Genomic DNA, 18,864 nt, shown 5'->3' with positions numbered 1-18,864 from the left:
CACCAGAAGAGCGGATGCCTCGAATCGAGGCATCCGCTCTTTCGTGGTCGTCGGCAGGATCCGCGAAAGGATAGATCTCCGCTCGTATGGAGTCGCGAAGGGTAGGTCTCCGCACGTCCCAGCGTGCGGAAACCTCCCGTTCGCGATTCCCGGCGTTCGGAGGGCAGGTCAGTACACGTCGCGGACGTAGCGCTCCTCGGCGGCGAGAGCGCGCGTGTACTCCATCGCCGCCTCCTCCGAGAGCTTGCCGTGCTGCTGCGCGATGGCGACCAGCGTCGCGTCGACGTCTTTCGCCATGCGCGTCGCGTCGCCGCACACGTAGACGTGGGCGCCCTCCTCGAGCCAGCGCCACAGCCGCGCACCGTGCTCGATCATGCGGTCCTGGACGTAGATCTTCTGCCGCTGGTCGCGCGAGAAGGCGAGGTCCAGGCGCGTGAGGAAGCCGTCCTCGCGCATCTCCTCGAGCTCCTCGCGATAGTAGAAGTCCGTCGCCGCGTGCTGCTCCCCGAAGAAGAGCCAGTTACGGCCGGTGTGCCCGTCTGCCCGGCGATCGTGCAGGAACCCTCGGAACGGCGCGACGCCGGTGCCCGGCCCGATCATGATCATCGGCGTGTCACCGGCAGCGGGCGGGCGGAAGGCAGGAGATCGCTGCAGGTACACAGGAGCCGTGGCCGCATCGCCGTCGGCCAGGAACGTCGAGCACACGCCGCCGCGCGCGCGGCCCGATTCCGTCTCGAAACGCACGACCGAGACCGTCAGCTCGACGGTATCGGGGTCGCTCTTGGGACTAGACGAGATCGAGTACTGGCGCGGCTGCAGCCGCTTGAGCACGCCGACCCAGTCGGCGGCGGTGGCCGTCACCGGGAAGTCGCGCACGAGGTCGACAGCCTGCTGGCTCCACAGGAACTGCTCGAGACGGCCCTTGTTCTCGCGGCGGAGCAGCGCCGACAGCGTGCCGTCGCCACTGCGCTCGGCGATGAACCGGACCAGGTCGAGCGGTGTCTTGGTGATGTCGAGTCGCGTGCGCAGAGCGTCCACGAAGGTCCGCTCCTGGCCGTCGAGTTCGACGATCGTGTGGGGCGCGATCCCGGTGGCCTCGATCCACTCTGCGACGACGCCGGGCGAGTTGGAGCACACCACGCCGAGCGAGTCGCCGGCCTCGTACCGCGCGCCCGTGTCGGAGAGGTCGAACGCGATGCGTCGCACCTCCTTCTGCGAGCCCGGTCCGCTGAGCAGGTCGTTGCGCACGAGCGTCGCGCCCACCGGGTTCGAACGGCTGAAGAACCGCCGGGCGGGCGGCGCCTGGAGCCCGAGTGCTCCCCCGCCCCCGCCGCCGAACGACGCGGTGTCCGCACCCTCCGCCGCGAGCGTCTCGAGGATCTGCGCCAGCCATGCCGCACGCGGCTCGTCGGCATCCGGTTCCAGGTCCACGCGCTCGAGCAGAGCTGTCGCGCCGAGCTCGCCGAGTCTCGCGTCGAACCGGCGGCCGTGACCGCAGAAGTCGTCGTAGTTCGAGTCGCCGAGGGCGAGCACCGCGTAGCGCAGCCCGGACAGCTCGGGGGCGCCGTCCGCGTTCAGCTCGTGCCAGAGCGCCACCGCGTTGTCGGGCGGGCCGCCGTCGCCGAACGTCGACGTGACGACGAGCAGCCGGCGCACCGCGGTCAGGTCCGACGCGCGCAGCTCGGCCATGCTCCGGGCACGCGCCGGGATGCCGCGTGCACCGAGCGCCGCGGTCGCCGCGGTGGCGAACTCCTCGGCGTTGCCCGTCTGCGATCCCCACAGCACCACGACCTCGTCCTGGGCCGCGGCCGCCGGCATCCCGCCGCCGACGGTGGTGCGCGAGAAGGCGCCGGCGAGCACGCCGTCGAACCAGGCTCGCGCTCGCGCACCGAGCGGCGCCTCGACGGGCAGCACGGGAACCTCACCGGGCGCGAGCACCGCCGAGCGCACCGTCGACAGGAACCCCACGAGGTAGGCGCCTTCGAGATCGTCGAGCGCCGGCGGCGCGAGGTCGACCCCGGCGGCGGCCAGCGCCTCGTCGGCGGAACCCGTCGCGGCCGTGCCCGGCGGCGGCCCCACGCGCCGCAGCGTCACGGCGGCGAACTTGAACTCGGGCTGGGCCGACAGCGGGTCCACCGCGTCGTTGGTGACCGCGTTCACGGTCACGTACTCGCCGTGCTCGTCGTTCCAGTGGAACGGGGCGAACAGCGCCCCGGGCTGCACGCGATCGGTGAGCACTGCGGGCACGACGAAGCGGCCGCGGCGCGATGCGACCTCGACGAGGTCGCCCGCCGCGATCCCATGCCGCTCGGCGTCGACGGGGTGCACTTCCACGAACGGGCCGGGGTGCAGCTTCGCCAGCTTCGCGACGCGGCCCGTCTTCGTCAGGGTGTGCCAGTGGTGCGGCAGCCGGCCCGTGTTGAGCACCCACGGATAGTCGTCGTCGGGCAGCTCCGCAGGAGGCAGGTGCGGGCGCGCCAGGAACTGTGCGCGGCGCGACGGGGTCGCGAAGGCGAGGCGGGGCACCGTGCCGTCGTCCTCGACGTGCAGAGACTGGCTCACCCCGTCGTTGAGGTACCGGATCGGATGCCGCGTCGCGGCGTCCTCAGGCGGCGCGGGCCACTGCACCGGCGTCTCGCGCAGCCGCTCGTACGTGACGCCGCGCAGGTCCCACCCGGTCTGCGGGTTCCAGAAGCGGCGGATCTCGTCGAACACCTCATCGCTCGAGGCGAAGTCGAAGCCGGGAAACCCCATCGCCCGCGCCACCTGGCAGATCGTCAGCCAGTCCGGCTGGGCCTCGCCCGGAGCGGGCAGCACGTCGCGCACGAGCGTGAGCGTGCGATCGCTGTTGACGGTGACGCCGTCGGCCTCCACCCACAGCGTGGCGGGCAGCAGGATGTCGGCGTAAGCGGTGGTGGCGGTCTCGGTGTACACGTCCTGGACGATGACCAGCTCCGCCTTCTCCAGCGCCTCGATCACCGTCTTGCGGTTCGCGACCGAGGCGACCGGATTGCTGCAGATGATCCACACCGCTTTGATCTCGCCCTCGGCGGCGCGGCGGAACATGTCGATGGTGCCGGCCCCGGACTCGGCGCGGATCGACCCGGGCTCCAGCCCCCAGACCTCTTCGACGAAGGCGCGGTCCGGCGCGCTGAAGACGGCGCGCTGCCCGGGAAGGCCGGGGCCCATGTACCCCATCTCGCGCCCGCCCATCGCGTTCGGCTGGCCCGTCAGCGAGAACGGCCCGCTCCCCGGCCGGCAGATGGCGCCCGTCGCGAGGTGGAGGTTGCAGATCGCGTTGGTCGACCAGGTGCCATGGGTGGACTGGTTGAGGCCCATGGTCCACAGCGTCATCCACTCGTCGGCCTCCCCGATCCAGCGGGCGGCCGTGCGGATGTCGTCCTCGGCGAGGCCGGTGAGCTCCGCGACGCGCGCGGGTGGGTATTCGGCGAGGACCTCCGCCATATGCTCCCAGCCCTCGGTGTGGGCCGCGATGAACTTCTCGTCGATGTCGCCCGCCTCCACGAGCAGGTGCAGCAGGCCGTTGAGGAGGGCGAGGTCGGTTCCGGGGGCGATCTGCAGGAAGAGATCGGCACGGTCGGCCGTGGTGGTCCGGCGCGGGTCGACGACGATGAGCCTCGCGCCCTGCTTGAGCCGGTCGGCCATCCGCAGGAACAGGATCGGGTGGCAGTCGGCCGTGTTCGATCCGATCACGAAGAACAGGTCGGCGTGGTCGAAGTCCTCGTACGAGCCGGGAGGGCCGTCGGCACCGAGCGACTGCTTGTAGCCGGTCCCGGCCGACGCCATGCACAGGCGGGAGTTCGACTCGATGTGGATGCCGCGCACGTAGCCCTTCACGAGCTTGTTCGACAGGTACTGCGCCTCCATGCTCATCTGTCCCGACACGTACATCGCAATGGCGTCGGGCCCGTGCTCGTCGAGGATCGCGCGCAGGCGCGTGGCGGCATCCGTCACGGCATCAGCCAGCGCGACGGGCTCGGCCGGCTCCCCTCGTGCGCCGCGCACGTGTGCGGAGGTCATGCGGCCCGGAGCCTGCATCAGCTCCGCGTGGGTCGCGCCCTTGGTGCAGAGCCGGCCGGCGTTGGTGGGGTGGGAGCGGTCGCCGGCGACCTTCGCGATGGTGAGCGGCTGCCCGGCCCCGGCGTGAGAGGTCGTCACCGAGATACCGCAGCCGACGCCGCAGTAGGAGCACACGGTGCGTACTTCGCCCATGCCTCCGATGATCCGGGATGGAGGTTCCGGGGCGTTTCCCGCCGTGTTTCCCGCAGATCACATCTGCCGCACGGGCACCGGCGGGCCCGCGTGAGACGGGTCAGCGAGCGGTGTCGTCGTCGTCGACTGCGGCGGAGGTGTCCGCCGCATCGTCGTCGTCGTCGTTGTCGTCCTCGGGGAGATCCTCGAAGAGGCCCGCGGGCGGTGTCACGATGACGCGCCCGGCCGCGATGTCGACCTCCGGCACGATCGCCTTGACGAACGGCACCAGCACCTCGTCGTCGCGAACCTTCACGATGAGCAGGTCCTGCGCGGGGAAGTGATCCACCCGGGCGACCTTGCCGACGACCTGGCCGTCGCGCACGACGTCAAGTCCGACGAGCTGGTGATCGAACCAGGCGTCCTCCTCGGCCGGCGAGGCCTGGATGTCCTCATCGACCCACAGGATGGCGCGGATGAGCGCCTCTGCGGCGTCGCGGTCGTCGACGTCTTCGAAGAAGGCGACCGGGTGGCTGTTCATCCAGCGGAACTCGCGCACCGTGAGCGGTTTGCCGTGCCAGGGCGACGACTCGGGAACCTGGAGGGTGAACGTGGCACCGGGGACGAAGCGGCCCTCGGGGTCGTCGGTGTACAGCTCGAGCTTGATGGCCCCCTTGAGCCCGTGCGCCTTGACGAGGCGACCGACACGGAGCTGCGTCTTGCCCGCGGGGGGAACGGCATTCACGGGCTTGCGGGCGTCTGCGCCCGATCCCGCGGTGTTCTCGCCTGACACCTCAGTCGTCCGCGACGTCGACGCGCACGCGGCGTCCGTCGGCGAGGGCACTGATGAGGGTGCGCAGGGCTTTGGCCGTGCGGCCGCCGCGCCCGATCACGCGACCCCGGTCATCGGGGTGGACGTGCACTTCGAGCACGTCGCCGCGAGGCGACGTGGACGAGTCGATGCGGACGTCGTCCGGGTGATCGACGATCCCCTTGACGACGTGTTCGAGCGCGGCGGCGAGCAACGGATTACTCTGCGGACTCGGCGGCGGCCTCGTCGGTCGCCTCGGCGGCGGGAGCCTCGGCGGCCTCGGCCTTCTTCTCGGCCTTCGGCTTCACGACCGACTTCTTCGAGGAGTCGATCTCGAACGCAGGCTTCTCTTCGCGGGTCTTCACGGTCGAGACCGCGTTCTTGTCGCCCTTGAACTGACCCCAGTCGCCGGTGAGCTTGAGGAGCGCGCGCACCTGCTCGGTGGGCTGCGCGCCGACGCTCAGCCAGTACTGGGCACGCTCCGAGTCGACCTCGATGAACGAGGGCTCCTCGGTGGGGTGGTACTTGCCGATCTCTTCGATGACACGGCCGTCGCGCTTGGTGCGCGAGTCGGCCACGACGATGCGGTAGTAGGGCGCACGGATCTTGCCGAGGCGCTTGAGACGGATCTTGACAGCCACGATTCTCCTGAATGTGTGGAAAGCGAACGAACCTGTCGCCTGGAGCGTGGGGTGCACACCCGGCGGGAGCTCAGAGGAGGAGCACGACGCTGGATAGAGGGTCGAGCGTGTGGTCCAGCCCTCTATTCTGCCAGATGACGCACCATGCCGCGAACCACCGGAGTCCAGACACGTGCGTGCCAGACTGTGCGCATGACGGTGCCCTTCGCGACATCCGCCCGCTCGTCGGTGGGCCTCGAGTGGGAGCTCATGCTCGCCGACACCGCGACCGGGGACCTGATCCCGCGTGGGCCGGATCTGCTCGCCGCACTCGAAGAGCGCTCCAGCCTCGAGCGGTACACCGTCACCGGCGAGCTGCTCACGAACACCGTGGAGGTGACCAGCGGCATCGGCGACACCGTCGCGGCCGCCGTCGACGACATCGCCGACGCCATCGCCGAGGTGCGCACCTACACCGACCCGCACGGCGTCGACCTCCTCTGTGCAGGCAGCCATCCGTTCGCGCAGTGGTACGACCAGAGCGTCACCGACAAGACCCGCTATCACAAGCTCATCGAGCGCACGCAGTGGTGGGGTCGCAACATGATGATCTGGGGCATCCACGTGCACGTCGGCGTCGATGACGTCAACAAGGTGTTCCCGATCATCAACGCCCTCGCGGTATACCTGCCTCACCTGCAGGCGCTGTCGGCGTCGAGCCCGTTCTGGGCCGGTGAGCGCACCGGCTATGCGTCGAACCGGGCGCTCGTCTTCCAGCAGCTGCCCACCGCGGGCCTGCCGTGGCCGCTCCAGAACTGGAGCGAGTTCGAGGGCTATCTCGACGACATGGTCGGCACCGGAGTCATGGAGGACGCCACGGAGGTGCGGTGGGACATCCGCCCGGCACCTCGCTGGGGAACCATCGAGGTGCGCGCGTGCGACGGCATGTCGACACTCCCCGAGCTGGCCGCGGTCGCCGCCCTGGTGCAGTTGCTGGTCGAGCACTTCTCCCGCCGTCTCGACGAGGGCCTGCCGCTCGAGACGATCCAGCCCTGGTTCGTCCGCGAGAACAAGTGGCGCGCCGCCCGCTACGGACTCGACGCCCGTGTGATCGTCGATCATCACGGCACCCAGCGCCTCGTCACCGAGCACCTGCGCGAGACGCTGGCCGAGATCGGAGACATCGCCGACGACCTCAAATGCGCCCGCGAGCTGGCGGGCATAGAGGCCATTCTCACGGGCGGCGCGAGCTATTCCCGCCAGCTCGCCGTGGCCGATGCGGCCGACGGCGACCTCCGCGAGGTGGTGCGCCACCTGGTCGGCGAGTTCCGCTCCGGCCCCACGCTGCGCGAGCACCTGGCCACGCTCGGCCACTGACCCGCATTCTCGCTTCGCAGGAGGCTGCCATGCCGGGGCCTACGCCGGCGACATCACCTGAGCTCGTCCTGGAAGGGGCGGATGCCGCGGCCGGGGCAGCCGGCTGATGCGGCGTCAGCCGCGACCGAGCATCTTCTGCAGCTCGGCCAGGTCCGCCTCGGTCGGGGCGCCCTTCGCACCGCCGGCGCCGAGCCCGAAGCCCGAGCCGGTGGGTGCCTCGGCGCCCTGAGCCGCGATGCCGGCGTTCTCGGCCGCGCGCTTGGCGGGGTTGCCCGAACGCGAGCCCTTCGCCTTCTGCTGCTTGCCGCGCTTGGACGAAGCGCCCGGCCGGCCGGCGCCGGGGATCGGCCCCATTCCGGGGATGTTCGGCACGCCACCGCGTGCGACGGTCTTCATCATCTTCGCGGCCTGCTCGAAACGCTGCACGAGCTGGTTGACGTCGGTGACGGTCATGCCCGAGCCGCGCGCGATGCGCAGCCGGCGGGAGCCGTTGAGGAGCTTGGTGTTGCGGCGCTCAGCGGGGGTCATCGAGCGGATGATCGCCTCGGTGCGGTCGATCTCGCGCTCGTCGAAGTTCTCGAGCTGATCCTTCATGGAGCCCATGCCCGGGAGCATCCCGAGCATCTTCTTCATCGAGCCCATCTTGCGCATCTGCTGCATCTGGGCGAGGAAGTCCTCGAGCGTGAACTGCTCGGTCGCGAGCTTCTCCGCGACCTTGAGCGCCTCCTCCTCGTCGAACGCCTGCTGCGCCTGCTCGATGAGGGTGAGGATGTCACCGAGGTCGAGGATGCGCGACGCCATGCGGTCGGGGTGGAAGGCCTCGAGGTCGTCCAGGCCCTCGCCCGTCGAGGCGAAGATGATCGGGCGGCCCGTCACCGAGGCGACGGAGAGGGCGGCACCGCCGCGGGCGTCGCCGTCGAGCTTCGAGAGCACGACGCCGGTGAAGTCGACGCCGTCCTGGAAGGCCTTCGCCGTGTTGACGGCATCCTGTCCGATCATCGCGTCGATGACGAACAGCACCTCGTCCGGATCGGTGGCCTTGCGGATGTCGGCGGCCTGCTTCATGAGCTCGGCGTCGACGCCGAGACGGCCGGCGGTGTCGATGATGACGACGTCGTGCTGCTGGCGGCGCGCGACCTCGACGCCGTCGCGGGCGACCTTGACCGGGTCGCCGACGCCGTTGCCCGGCTCGGGCGCGTAGATCGCGGCACCGGCGCGCTCGGCGACGACCTGCAGCTGGTTGACGGCGTTGGGGCGCTGGAGGTCGGCGGCGATGAGGAGCGGCGTGTGGCCGTCCTTCTCGAGCTGACGGGCGAGCTTGCCGGCGAACGTCGTCTTTCCCGAACCCTGCAGGCCCGCCAGCATGATGATGGTCGGCGGGTTCTTGGCGAACTGCAGGCGACGCTGCTCGCCGCCGAGGATCGCCACGAGCTCCTCGTTGACGATCTGGACGACCTGCTGCGCGGGGTTCAGCGCCCGGTTGACCTCGTCGCCGAGGGCGCGTTCGCGCACCTTGGCGGTGAATTCCTTGACGACGGGCAGCGCCACGTCGGCGTCGAGCAGGGCACGCCGGATCTCGCGGACCGTGCCGTCGACGTCCGCGGGCGTGAGCTTGCCCTTGGTGCGGAGGCTGCGGAAGGTCTCGGTGAGCCGGTCGGAGAGGGTGCCGAAAGTCGCCATGATCCCCCGATTCTACGCGAGCGGATGCCGCCTCCCGCCGCCGCTCAGCGACCAGGCACGACGATGCCCGCATCCAGCGCGGCGCGCAGCACGTCCTTCGCCTGCGCATACCGGCCGCGAGCCGTGGATGCGGGGACCCCGAGGACCTCGGCGGCCTCCGCGATGGAGAAGCGCTCCCAGTGGACGAGCCGCACGAGCTCCGCGAGATCGGGCTGCAGGCGGGCGATGGCGTCGCGCACCTCGGCTCCCTCGTCGGCGGCCGCGGCCGCGGCATCCGTCGTCACCTGTCCGCGGATGCGATCGGCCAGCGCCCAGCGGCGACGCTCGCCCCTCGCGTGATTGAGGAGCGTCTTACGGGCGATGCCGAACAACCACATCCGCGCTCGCTCCGGGTCGTCGGGAAGGTCGCCGACCCGTCGCCAGGCGACGACCATCGTCTCGCCGAGAAGATCGGGGGCGTCGTCGTTCCCGACGCGCCGCTGCAGGTAGGCGAGAAGGTCGCCAGATGCCTCGCGCAGCGCCGTCGTGAGCCGTCGCTCGTCGCGGCTCACGAACCGGCACCCATACCGTAGGGCTCCCCGTCTTCGTCGAAGCACTGGATCTGCGAGCCGCGCTCGCTGCCGACGAATCGCTCGTCGGGCACCGCGAATCCGGCCTCCCGGAGCGCCGCCGTCTCGAGGTCGCTCACCACGAGCTCCCACGCGATCCACTCATCCGCCCAGGCGTTGTGCGCGATCGCCTCGGCACGCTCCTGCGGCGACAGTTCCGCCAGCTGGGCATCGAGTTCCGCCTTCTCCTCGGCTGTCCTCATTGCAGCGAGATCCTCCTGCTGCTGTGGAATGCGAGCCTGTGCTCGGCCAACGACATCCGTCGCGCGGTACCAGTCCTCGAGAGTGCGGTTGACGTCGGCGAGGAACGCGGGATCCGATCCTGCCGTGTATCGCGAGAACCGCAGCTCGCAGTCGAACCCGTTCGACATCGAGAACGACACGGCGCCCACGGGGTCCTGCGCCCACGGCGCCCAGCTGAAGCCATCAGTCGCCACCGCGACGCCCGCTCCGCCGACGAGGGCGATCGCGAGGACTCCGGAGGCGATCGCGATCCGATGTCGACGCGGACGCGGAACCTCGGTGCGGGCCTCGGCGATCATCGCGGCGAGGTCGGCGTCGAGCGGTTCGCGGGTCGCCGGAGCCGAGCGGTCGAGCAGATCATCGAACGCGTCGCGGGTCATGGTGCCTCCATCGTCGGGGTGGTCTCACTCCGTACGTGTCCGGCACCCGGCGTTTCGTCCTGGCTACTGCGGCCCGAGCTCCTGGAAGAGCGTCAGCTGCAGGTCGGCCGGCCCGCGAAGCCGCGCGTTGACCGAGCGCCAGGGAGTCTCGCGGGCGGATGCCTCGACCGCCGCTCCCCCGGCCGCCAGCCGATCCGCCGCGGCTGTCGAGTCCTCCACCTCGAGTGCGAGCCGGATGCGCTCGCTCGGCGCATCGCCGTCCGTCTCCACACGGTCGATGAAGGCGACCTGTGCCGGGTTCGACAGCTCGAGGGTCGCGCGCCCCGCGTCGAGGATCGCCACACGGGCGCCGCCCTCGGCCTCGTACGCCTCGGCCTGCGGCATCCCGACGACGTCGCGGTAGAAGCGGAGGGCGTCCTCGAAGTCGGGTGCCTCTACCACCACGCGCAGCTGCCGCACCTCTCCGGCGCGCATGGGTCTGACGACCTGAGCGGCGTCCGCGGCACGCGCCAGGAAGCGCGCGAGCGCGGTGCGTCCGGCACCGTCGTGGGCCCACGCCTCGACGGCGGCGAGCACGGCTCCGCCCCACGCGGCGCCGGCGACCTCGGCGTGCACGCGATCCGAGCCGGCACGGACGAACCGCGTCGCGACCGACCTCGCCACGCGCGCCCGGCGGAGGGCGGCGTCTCGCTCGTACTCGGCCTCGAGTCCCATCGCCGTCGCGTTCACGATGCCCAGCGCCAGGCTGTCGGGCGCGAAGCCCTCGGAGATGGCGAGGGTCGCCGCGCGGACGGCGGCGACGGCATCCGCCTCCTCGTCGGAGCCCAGACGCCCCTCGAAGGCGAGGAGTCGCTCGTCGAGCCCGGCCCACAGCACGTCGGACTTGGATGAGAAGTAGTTGAAGAAGCTCGACCGGCTGACGCCGGCGCGGCTGGAGATGTCGGCGATCGAGGTCTGCTCGTAGCCCTGCTCGAGGAACAGCTCGCACGCCGCTTCGGCGATGGTCTCGCGCGACGACGCCTTCGGTCGTCCCGCGCGCGGCTCGGTGGACATGAAGCCACCTTATGACCGGTGCAGCGCGCGGCATCGGAGTTGCCGGATGCGCCGTGCATGTCGCGACGCGGATGTATTGTTGGACGCAATCCATCAATCGCCACGAGCGAACGAGTGAAGGAGCGCGATGCTCGACATCCAGACGGTCGGCCTCTCCCCCGACTACGTGCCGTACCTCGACGGCTGGGCTCTGCAGCGCAGCATCCACGCCGAGGTGGTGACGGGTACGCGACCCGACACACTGCTGCTGCTCGAGCACGAGCCCGTCTACACCGCGGGCGCTCGCACGGCGCGGCATGAGCGCCCGACCGACGGCACGCCGGTGGTCGATGTCGACCGCGGCGGCAAGATCACGTGGCATGGGCCGGGACAGCTCGTCGGCTACCCGATCGTGCGGCTCACCGAACCCGTCGACGTCGTCGCCCACGTGCGCCGCCTCGAGCAGCTGCTCATCGACGTGCTGGGCGAGTACGACGTGGAGGGCTACCGGGTCGAAGGACGCAGCGGCGTGTGGGTGCGCCGCCCGCTGGGCGAGGACAAGGTCGCCGCGATCGGCGTGCGCGTGCAGCGCGGGGTGACGATGCACGGCTTCGCGCTCAACTGCGACAACTCCCTCGCCGGCTTCCGCGGCATCATCCCGTGCGGGATCACGGATGCCGGAGTGACGACGATCAGCGAGGTCGCCGGCGCGGAGATCGCGCCGAGCGACGTGATCGACACGGTGAGCCGCGTGTTCGCCGCCGACTTCGCCGGGGTGCCGGCATGAGCGCGTGCAGCAGCGGGCCGGGCGCGGCGGGCACGCCGGACGCGGCATCCGCTCCCTCCGGTCCTGACGGACGGAAGCTCCTGCGGCTCGAAGTGCGCAACGCGCAGACTCCGATCGAGCGCAAGCCGGAGTGGATCAAGACCAAGGCCAAGATGGGGCCCGAGTACCAGGCGCTGCACTCGCTCGTGAAGACCGAGGAGCTTCACACCGTGTGCCAGGAGGCCGGCTGTCCCAACATCTACGAGTGCTGGGAGGACCGCGAGGCCACCTTCCTCATCGGCGGGTCGCAGTGCACGCGGCGTTGCGACTTCTGCCAGATCGACACCGGCAAGCCCGCCGACTACGACACCGACGAGCCCCGCCGCGTGGCCGAGAGCGTCGTGCGCATGAACCTGCGCTACGCCACCGTGACCGGCGTGGCGCGAGACGACCTGCCGGACGGCGGCGCGTGGCTCCACGCCGAGACCGTCCGGCAGATCCACGCGATGAATCCGAACACGGGCGTCGAGATCCTCGCCACCGACTTCAACGGCGACCCGGCGCTGCTGGGCGAGGTGTTCGAGAGCCGCCCCGAGGTCTTCGCACACAACGTCGAGACGGTCCCTCGCATCTTCAAGCGGATCCGGCCCGCCTTCCGCTACGAGCGCTCGCTCGACGTGCTGACCCAGGCGCGCGATGCGGGCCTCATCACCAAGTCGAACCTCATCCTGGGCATGGGGGAAGAGCCCGAGGAGGTCGTCCAGGCCCTCGAGGACCTCCACGCCGCCGGCACCGACATCATCACCATCACCCAGTACCTCCGCCCGTCGCCCCGTCACCTGCCCGTCGCGCGGTGGGTCAAGCCCCAGGAGTTCGTCGAGTTCAAAGAGGAGGCCGAGCGGATCGGATTCCTCGGAGTGCTCGCCGGTCCCCTGGTGCGCTCGTCGTACCGTGCGGGCCGCCTCTGGGCGCAGTCGATGCTGTCCAAGGGTCGCGAGATCCCGGCGCACCTCGCGCACATCGCCGAGGACGTCCACGTCGAGCGCGGCTTCGCGCAGGCGGTGTGACGGCGGCGGTCAATCCGCGCTCGTGACCGACAGCACGGCCCCGTCGGAATCCAGGTTGACCAGCAGCACATCGTCGGTGGCGTCGGGATCGAGCGCGTACTCCAGCACCGCGAACGGGTCCGAGCCGCCGTGCTCGTCAGCGAGGATCGTCATGCTCATGAGCTGGAGCGAGCGGATGACGTCGATCTGGACGTCACCCGAGATGTCGACGAGCGTGTCCTCGAGCGCTTCTCCCAGCGTCTCCTGCTGCTGCAGGATGTACTCGGTCACCTCGCTGGTGCGATCGTTCAGCTCGTTCACCATGCCGTTGCGCGCGCTGCGGTCGATGTCCTCGATCGACGAGATGAGCGCGGCGGCGACGTCGAGGGCCGCTTCGGAGACGTCGTCCTGGTCGGGCGCCGTGAGATCCACCGTGACGGACTGGTCTCCGAGTTCGACGTTCTCCGACCAGAAGATCGATCCGTCAGGCCCCGATTCCAGGAGTCCGAAGTAGTCGTGCTCGATCGCCATGACCCCATGAAACCGCAACGAGCCCGTCGGCGATAGCCCGAACACGGCATGGCGCGAATTCGGTCCGCGGCGGCGGTCGGATCAGTCGACGAGAGCCGCCGCGAACACGTGCGGGGTGAAGCCCGTGAGGTCGCCGATGCCCTCGCCCTGGCCCAGCAGCTTCACCGGAATCCCGGTGCGCTCCTGCACGGCGAGTACGAAGCCGCCCTTGGCCGAGCCGTCGAGCTTGGTGAGGACCAGGCCCGTGACGCCCGCGTGCTCCAGGAACGCCTGCGCCTGCATGACGCCGTTCTGACCGGTCGTGGCGTCGAGCACCAGGAGCACCTCGCTGATGGGCGCCTGCTTCTCGATCACGCGTCGGATCTTGCTGAGCTCGTCCATGAGCCCGCCCTTGGTGTGCAGGCGGCCGGCCGTGTCGACGAGCACGATCTCGGTGCCCGTGCTCTTGGCGTACTCGATGGTCTGGAAGGCGACGGATGCCGGATCCTGGCCCTCCTGCTGCGGCCGGACGATCGCCGCTCCGCCCCGCTCGGCCCACGTCGCGAGCTGGTCGACGGCCGCGGCACGGAAGGTGTCGGCCGCACCGACCACCACCGAGCGCCCGTAGCGCTGCAGGAACTTCGCGAACTTGCCGATGGTCGTGGTCTTGCCGACGCCGTTCACGCCGACGACGAGCACGACGGCCGGTCGCTCGGTGAGGCGCAGGGTGGTGTCGAACTTCGCGAAGTGCTCCTCGAGCGTCTCCTTCAGCATCCGCTGCAGGTCGCGCGGGTCGGTCGTGCGATACCGCTCGACCTTCTCGCGCAGCTCGTCGATGATGCGTTCGGTGATGTCGGGGCCGAAGTCCGCCGTGAGGAGCGCCGTCTCGAGGTCTTCCCAGGTCGTCTCATCGATCGTGGGCTTGACGAACATGCCGCGCAGCGCACGGCCGAGCGACCAGGAGCTGTCTGCCATCCCCCCAGCCTAAGTGCCCGCGCCGTTCACCCCGACGCGGGCGCCACCGCGATGCCCAGGTAGCTGCCCAGCAGGTCGGTCACCTCGGTGGCGACGTCCTGTCCTGGCGGGCACTCCACATTCACGACCAGTGACGTGCCGAGGGTGCCGAACGTGCGCCCGAACTCGCTCCAGCTCGCGTCGTCGCCGCCCGCGCCGCCAGTGCCGCCGACCATGCGGATGTCGACCGTCCCCTCCTGCGTCGTCTGGGCGACGTAGTCGTCCGACGCATTGGCGCTCACGTCTGCGCCCGTCACGCCGGGGATCTGCGTGCTGAGCACCGCGGCGAGCATGTTGTCGGTGCTCTCGCGATCGTCCGCTCCGAGCTCGAGGTCGGTGATGGCGCCCTGGTAGAAGGCGACGGTGCACTGGGTCTGTCCATCCAGATAGGCCCAGCTGCCGTTGCCGTCGTCGGGCGACGATGCCGTGAAACGCTCGTCGGCGGCCATCAGCCGATCGTCCCAGCCCACCGTCCATAGCGCGGGGTCCAGCTCCGCGCCCGCCGCGAAGGTGATCTCGGTCGGTGGAGTGCCGGCGTCGTCCGCAGGCTCAGGCGTCTCGGCGGCGTCCGGCGAGGCGGTGTCGGAGGGCTCAGGCGACAGCAGCCGCGCACCCGGTGGAAACGGCGAGCACCCGGTCAGCGCGAACGCCGACAGCAGCAGTCCGGCGATCACCGCGCGCGCAGAGGTGTGCATAGGCGAACGCTACTCCCCAGCCCTGGCGTCCGCGCAGGCTGCCTGCGGAGCCCACGCAGCGATCAGGAGGCCACGCGTTCCACGATGCGCTGACCGACGACGGCCGACACGCCGTCCTGCCTCATCGACACGCCGTAGAGCGCGTCGGCGATCTCCATCGTGCGCTTCTGATGCGTGATGACGATGAGCTGGCTCGATTCGCGCAGCTGCTCGAAGACTCCCAGAAGGCGGCCGAGGTTGGCGTCGTCCAGCGCGGCCTCCACCTCGTCCAGGATGTAGAAAGGGCTCGGCCGCGCCTTGAAGATCGCCGTCAGGAGCGCCACCGCGGCAAGAGAACGCTCGCCGCCGGAGAGCAGCGAGAGCCTTTCGATCTTCTTGCCGACCGGTCGGACGGCCACCTCGATGCCGGTGGTGAGCGGGGAGTCGGGGTCGGTGAGCGTGATCGACCCCGTTCCGCCGGGGAACAGGATCGGGAACACCTCGCCGAAGGCGACCCTCGTGTCTTCGAACGCCGCGAGGAAGATCGACTGCATGCGCTCGTCGAGCTCTTCGATGATCGTCAGCAGATCCTTGCGGGTCTGAGTGAGGTCCGCGAGCTGCTCGGTCATGAACTTGTGCCGCTGCTCGAGGGCTTCGAACTCCTCGAGCGCGAGCGGGTTCACCCGACCGAGTTGCGTCAGCTTCCGCTCGGCCTCCTGCAGTCGGCGCCGCTGCTGGGTGCGGTCGTAGGGGATCGCATCCGCCTCCGTGCCCTCCGCGTCCGGCTCGGCGGGCTGAGTCGTCGCATGGAGTGGAACGGGCTGGTCCGGCCCATATTCCGAAATGAGAATGTCCTCGTCGAGGCCGAGCTCGGACTGCACGCGTGCGAGCAGACCGCCCACGTGCAGCCGCTTCTCGTGGATCTGCAACTCGAGGTTGTGCACGCTCTCGGTCAGGCCGGCCAGTCGCTCCCGCGCCGAGCTCTCCTGGGCGCGGAGTTCGCCGAGCTCGGCGGTCACCGCGGTGCGCTCCGACTCGGCGGCGGCGAGCTCCGCCCGCGCCTGAGCCAGCGAGCGGGAGACCGAGTCGATCACTGCGGGCAGCTGCCCGGCGACGCCGGCTGCGATCTCACGCTGGGCCCGGCGCACCACCGCCCGGCGCGCCGCCTCGGCGGCGGCCTCGCGTTCGCGCTCCCGTTGGCGTTCGAGCCCCGCGACCCGCGCCTCACCGGCGCGGATGCGCTCGCGGAGCGTCTCGACGTCGAGACGCGAAGCCATCTCGGCGTCGCGGGCCGCTTCGAGTGCGGCGAGCATGCCGTCGCGGGCCGACGCATCCAGGATGGGCCGGGGAGCTTCGAGCGCAGCGTTGAGCTGATCCTGCGCCGAGCGCGCAGAGCCCTCGGCCTCTTCGACCGCCGCGGCGGCTTGCGCGAGGCCCGCGGCGAGACGTTCGCACTCGGCGACGGCCGCTTCATGCCGCACAGTCGCGCGGTTCACCTGCTCGGCGTGGGCGGCGAGGGCTGCGTCGTGTTCACGGAGCGTCGCCAGCGCCGTCTTGGTGCGCAGGCGTGCGGAGTCGAGCTCTCGGGTGGCATCGCCGAGCGCCTCTCGCAGCGACTCGGCCACCACCGTGATCTCGTCGCGGCGCTCGGCCGCGGCGTCCCGCTCAGCTGCCAGCTCCAGCCGGGAACAGGACGATCCTGCACCTGCGCGGAGCGAGTACTCGGTGTACACCTCGCCGCGGCGGGTCACGAGCGTGAGCGGTCCGCCGAGTTCTGCGCTCGCGAGCACCGGTCCGGCTTCCCGGGCCGTCTCGAGGTCGTCGACGACCACGACGTACGAGAGCAGGCCGAGCACGCCTTCAGGCGCCGTCACCACTTCGCGCGCAGGGACGACCCCGCGCAGCTGCGGGAACTCAGGTCGCATCATGCCCGCCGACGCGATGACGATGTCGACCATGCCGGCTTCGGCGTCACGCGCCGCGTCTGCCACGGCGAAGGCGCTCTCGCGATCGGCGACCAGCACCCCCTCGGCGATGGGGCCCAGCACGGCCGCGATCGCGGCCTCGAACCCGGATCGCACCTGCACCGCGTCCCCGACGAGGCCACGAACACCGTCGCGGCCCTGCGCGATCAGTGCGGACGCGCCGTTCTTGACATCCAGCGCGCGGCTCAGCGCGGCCGTCTGCGCGGTCAGCGCCTCGCGCTCCCGCTCCGCGGCGTGCAGCCGCTCACGCAACGACGCCACCGACGCCTCCGCCTCGGCGGCATCGCGCTGTGCACGCTCGTAGGCGGCGGCATGGTCGGCCGTCGACGCGTCCGGCACGAGGTCGGGGTCGACACCGGCGAGGGTCTCCTCGGCCTCGGCGCGACGCGCCAGCGCGGCATCCAGCGCCTTCTGCTGGCGCTCGACCGCGGTCTGGACGGCGGCGAGGGCGGATGCCGCAGCCTCGGCCGTGCCGCGCAGTGCGGTGATCCTCATGTCGTGCTCGGAGACGAGAGCGCTCTGCGCGGCGATATCGGAATCGAGGGCGTCGAGCTCGGCGCGCGCGCGCACGACGTCGCGTGCGGCCGCGGCGGCGGCGTCCTGCGCGGCGCCCAGGCCGTCCGACACGTCGTCGATCTCGGTGCGGGCCTCGTCGATCATCGCCTGCGACACGGTGGTGAGCTCCAGGCGCTCCTCGTCCTCGGCGTCCCCGAGCAGCGCGAGACGCTGGCCGGCGAGTGCGTAGAGGCTGCGCAGGCGGTCCTGTGCGCGCTCGAGCCCGAAGGCGACGCGACGAGCACGGTCGACGCTCTCGGATCGCTGGTCGTTCTCCAGCTGCTCGATGCGCGCCCGCACGTTGTCCAGCCGGTCCTGCAGCACCATCCGCTCGGCGTGACGCTCCTGCTCGCTCTGCGCGTGCGACGCCAGCTCGGCGCGGAGGCCCGAGATCTCGTCCGCGAACAGCCGCGCCTTCGCGTCGCGCACGACCGCGGCGATGGTCGCCGCCTCACGGGCGATCTCGGCCTGCCGGCCCAGCGGCTTCAGCTGCCGGCGCAGCTCGCCCGCGAGATCGCTCAGTCGCGTGAGGTTGGCCTCCATCGCGTCGAGCTTGCGGAGCGTCTTCTCCTTGCGACGCCGGTGCTTGAGGATGCCGGCGGCCTCCTCGATGAAGCCTCGGCGATCTTCGGGAGTCGCCTGCAGCACGCTGTCGAGCCGTCCCTGACCCACGATGACATGCATCTCGCGGCCGAGGCCGGTGTCGCTCAGCAGCTCCTGCACGTCGAGCAGGCGGCACGACTCGCCGTTGATGGCGTACTCGCTGGTGCCGTTGCGGAACAGCGTGCGGCTGATGGTGACCTCGGCGTACTCGATGGGGAGGGCACCGTCGCTGTTGTCGATCGTGAGCTGCACCTCGGCACGACCGAGGGGACCGCGCGTCGCCGTGCCGGCGAAGATGACGTCCTCCATCTTGCCGCCGCGGAGCGTCTTCGCGCCCTGCTCCCCCATCACCCAGGCGAGAGCATCGACGACGTTGGACTTGCCGGAGCCGTTAGGGCCCACGATGCACGTCACCCCGGGCTCGAGGGCGAAGGTCGTCGGCTGGGCGAACGACTTGAACCCTTTGAGCGTCACGCTCTTCAGGTGCATGGATCCGCCCCCCACCCGGTCGATTACCCGCCTACGCTACCGGAGCGCGGCCCCGTCGCCCGGCAGACCGGCCGCAGGACCCGGATGCCGCGACACGCCATGCGAAGACCGAATCTGCGAATTCGCTTGACGCCGGCATCCGGCACGCGCTAGCGTGACTCTCCGCGTCTGAAGTCGAGAAAGGAGGTCCCCCGATGATGCTGATGAATCCCACTGGAATCGCCGCCCGTGATGGCGGAGCGATTCGTGCCGTCGCGTC

The 18,864-nt window shown here is 70.5% G+C and carries 15 protein-coding genes; 3 read left to right on the top strand and 12 right to left on the bottom strand.

The features are described 5' to 3' along the window. Window positions 1-168 precede the first annotated feature (168 nt). The 4 genes from Q9R08_RS06205 to rpsP form a co-directional block, all read right to left on the bottom strand. Window positions 169-4,233, bottom strand: coding sequence for a bifunctional nitrate reductase/sulfite reductase flavoprotein subunit alpha (locus tag Q9R08_RS06205; RefSeq protein ID WP_308867011.1), 4,065 nt, complete (start codon window positions 4,231-4,233; stop codon window positions 169-171). 100 nt (window positions 4,234-4,333) lie between these two features. Next, entirely contained in the window at window positions 4,334-4,957 is a 624-nt protein-coding gene (rimM, locus tag Q9R08_RS06200; RefSeq protein WP_308867671.1) for a ribosome maturation factor RimM, read from the bottom strand. 49 nt (window positions 4,958-5,006) lie between these two features. After that, window positions 5,007-5,237 (bottom strand): RNA-binding protein, encoded by a 231-nt coding sequence (locus tag Q9R08_RS06195; RefSeq protein ID WP_045276246.1) that lies wholly within the window; start codon window positions 5,235-5,237, stop codon window positions 5,007-5,009. Window positions 5,238-5,241: 4 nt separating this feature from the next. Then, window positions 5,242-5,664: a 30S ribosomal protein S16 gene (gene rpsP, locus Q9R08_RS06190; protein ID WP_308867009.1), complete on the bottom strand. Its 423-nt coding sequence runs from the start codon at window positions 5,662-5,664 to the stop codon at window positions 5,242-5,244. 192 nt (window positions 5,665-5,856) lie between these two features. On the opposite strand from rpsP, the gene Q9R08_RS06185 reads away from it, so the two are divergent. After that, the gene (locus tag Q9R08_RS06185) at window positions 5,857-7,020 is read left to right on the top strand and encodes a glutamate--cysteine ligase (RefSeq protein WP_308867008.1); all 1,164 of its coding nucleotides are present in this window, start codon (window positions 5,857-5,859) and stop codon (window positions 7,018-7,020) included. 114 nt (window positions 7,021-7,134) lie between these two features. Here Q9R08_RS06185 and ffh read toward each other — a convergent pair whose 3' ends face one another. The 4 genes from ffh to Q9R08_RS06165 all read right to left on the bottom strand — a co-directional run bounded on the left by ffh (window position 7,135) and on the right by Q9R08_RS06165 (window position 10,984). Beyond that, window positions 7,135-8,700, bottom strand: a complete 1,566-nt coding sequence (ffh, locus tag Q9R08_RS06180) for a signal recognition particle protein (RefSeq protein ID WP_308867007.1) — start codon at window positions 8,698-8,700, stop codon at window positions 7,135-7,137. 44 nt (window positions 8,701-8,744) lie between these two features. After that, window positions 8,745-9,251, bottom strand: a complete 507-nt coding sequence (locus Q9R08_RS06175) for an RNA polymerase sigma factor (RefSeq protein ID WP_308867006.1) — start codon at window positions 9,249-9,251, stop codon at window positions 8,745-8,747. After that, entirely contained in the window at window positions 9,248-9,931 is a 684-nt protein-coding gene (locus Q9R08_RS06170; protein WP_308867005.1) for a hypothetical protein, read from the bottom strand. Before Q9R08_RS06170 ends, Q9R08_RS06175 begins: the two co-directional genes overlap by 4 nt. Window positions 9,932-9,994: 63 nt before the next feature. Next, window positions 9,995-10,984, bottom strand: a complete 990-nt coding sequence (locus Q9R08_RS06165; RefSeq protein ID WP_308867004.1) for a TetR family transcriptional regulator — start codon at window positions 10,982-10,984, stop codon at window positions 9,995-9,997. Window positions 10,985-11,111: 127 nt separating this feature from the next. Between Q9R08_RS06165 and lipB the strand changes: the two genes are divergently transcribed. Then, window positions 11,112-11,750 carry a lipoyl(octanoyl) transferase LipB gene (gene lipB, locus Q9R08_RS06160; protein WP_308867003.1) on the top strand — a complete coding sequence of 213 codons (639 nt, stop codon included), beginning with the start codon at window positions 11,112-11,114 and terminating at the stop codon, window positions 11,748-11,750. After that, window positions 11,747-12,796 (top strand): lipoyl synthase, encoded by a 1,050-nt coding sequence (gene lipA / locus Q9R08_RS06155; protein WP_308867002.1) that lies wholly within the window; start codon window positions 11,747-11,749, stop codon window positions 12,794-12,796. The genes lipB and lipA overlap by 4 nt, the downstream gene beginning before the upstream one ends. A 9-nt stretch (window positions 12,797-12,805) precedes the next feature. On the opposite strand, the gene Q9R08_RS06150 is transcribed toward lipA, so the two are convergent. The 4 genes from Q9R08_RS06150 to smc form a co-directional block, all read right to left on the bottom strand. Further along, window positions 12,806-13,306 (bottom strand): DUF2004 domain-containing protein, encoded by a 501-nt coding sequence (locus Q9R08_RS06150; RefSeq protein ID WP_308867001.1) that lies wholly within the window; start codon window positions 13,304-13,306, stop codon window positions 12,806-12,808. Window positions 13,307-13,387: 81 nt separating this feature from the next. Beyond that, the gene (gene ftsY, locus Q9R08_RS06145; protein ID WP_308867000.1) at window positions 13,388-14,260 is read right to left on the bottom strand and encodes a signal recognition particle-docking protein FtsY; all 873 of its coding nucleotides are present in this window, start codon (window positions 14,258-14,260) and stop codon (window positions 13,388-13,390) included. 26 nt (window positions 14,261-14,286) lie between these two features. Continuing rightward, window positions 14,287-14,994, bottom strand: coding sequence for a hypothetical protein (locus Q9R08_RS06140; protein ID WP_308866999.1), 708 nt, complete (start codon window positions 14,992-14,994; stop codon window positions 14,287-14,289). 62 nt (window positions 14,995-15,056) lie between these two features. After that, window positions 15,057-18,605: a chromosome segregation protein SMC gene (gene smc, locus Q9R08_RS06135; RefSeq protein WP_308866998.1), complete on the bottom strand. Its 3,549-nt coding sequence runs from the start codon at window positions 18,603-18,605 to the stop codon at window positions 15,057-15,059. Between the last annotated feature and the right edge of the window lie 259 nt (window positions 18,606-18,864).

This window comes from Microbacterium psychrotolerans (assembly GCF_031085295.1).
GTDB lineage: Bacteria > Actinomycetota > Actinomycetes > Actinomycetales > Microbacteriaceae > Microbacterium > Microbacterium psychrotolerans.
Note: the sequence above shows the minus strand (reverse complement) of the source record. Positions and strands in the feature narration are given on the sequence as shown.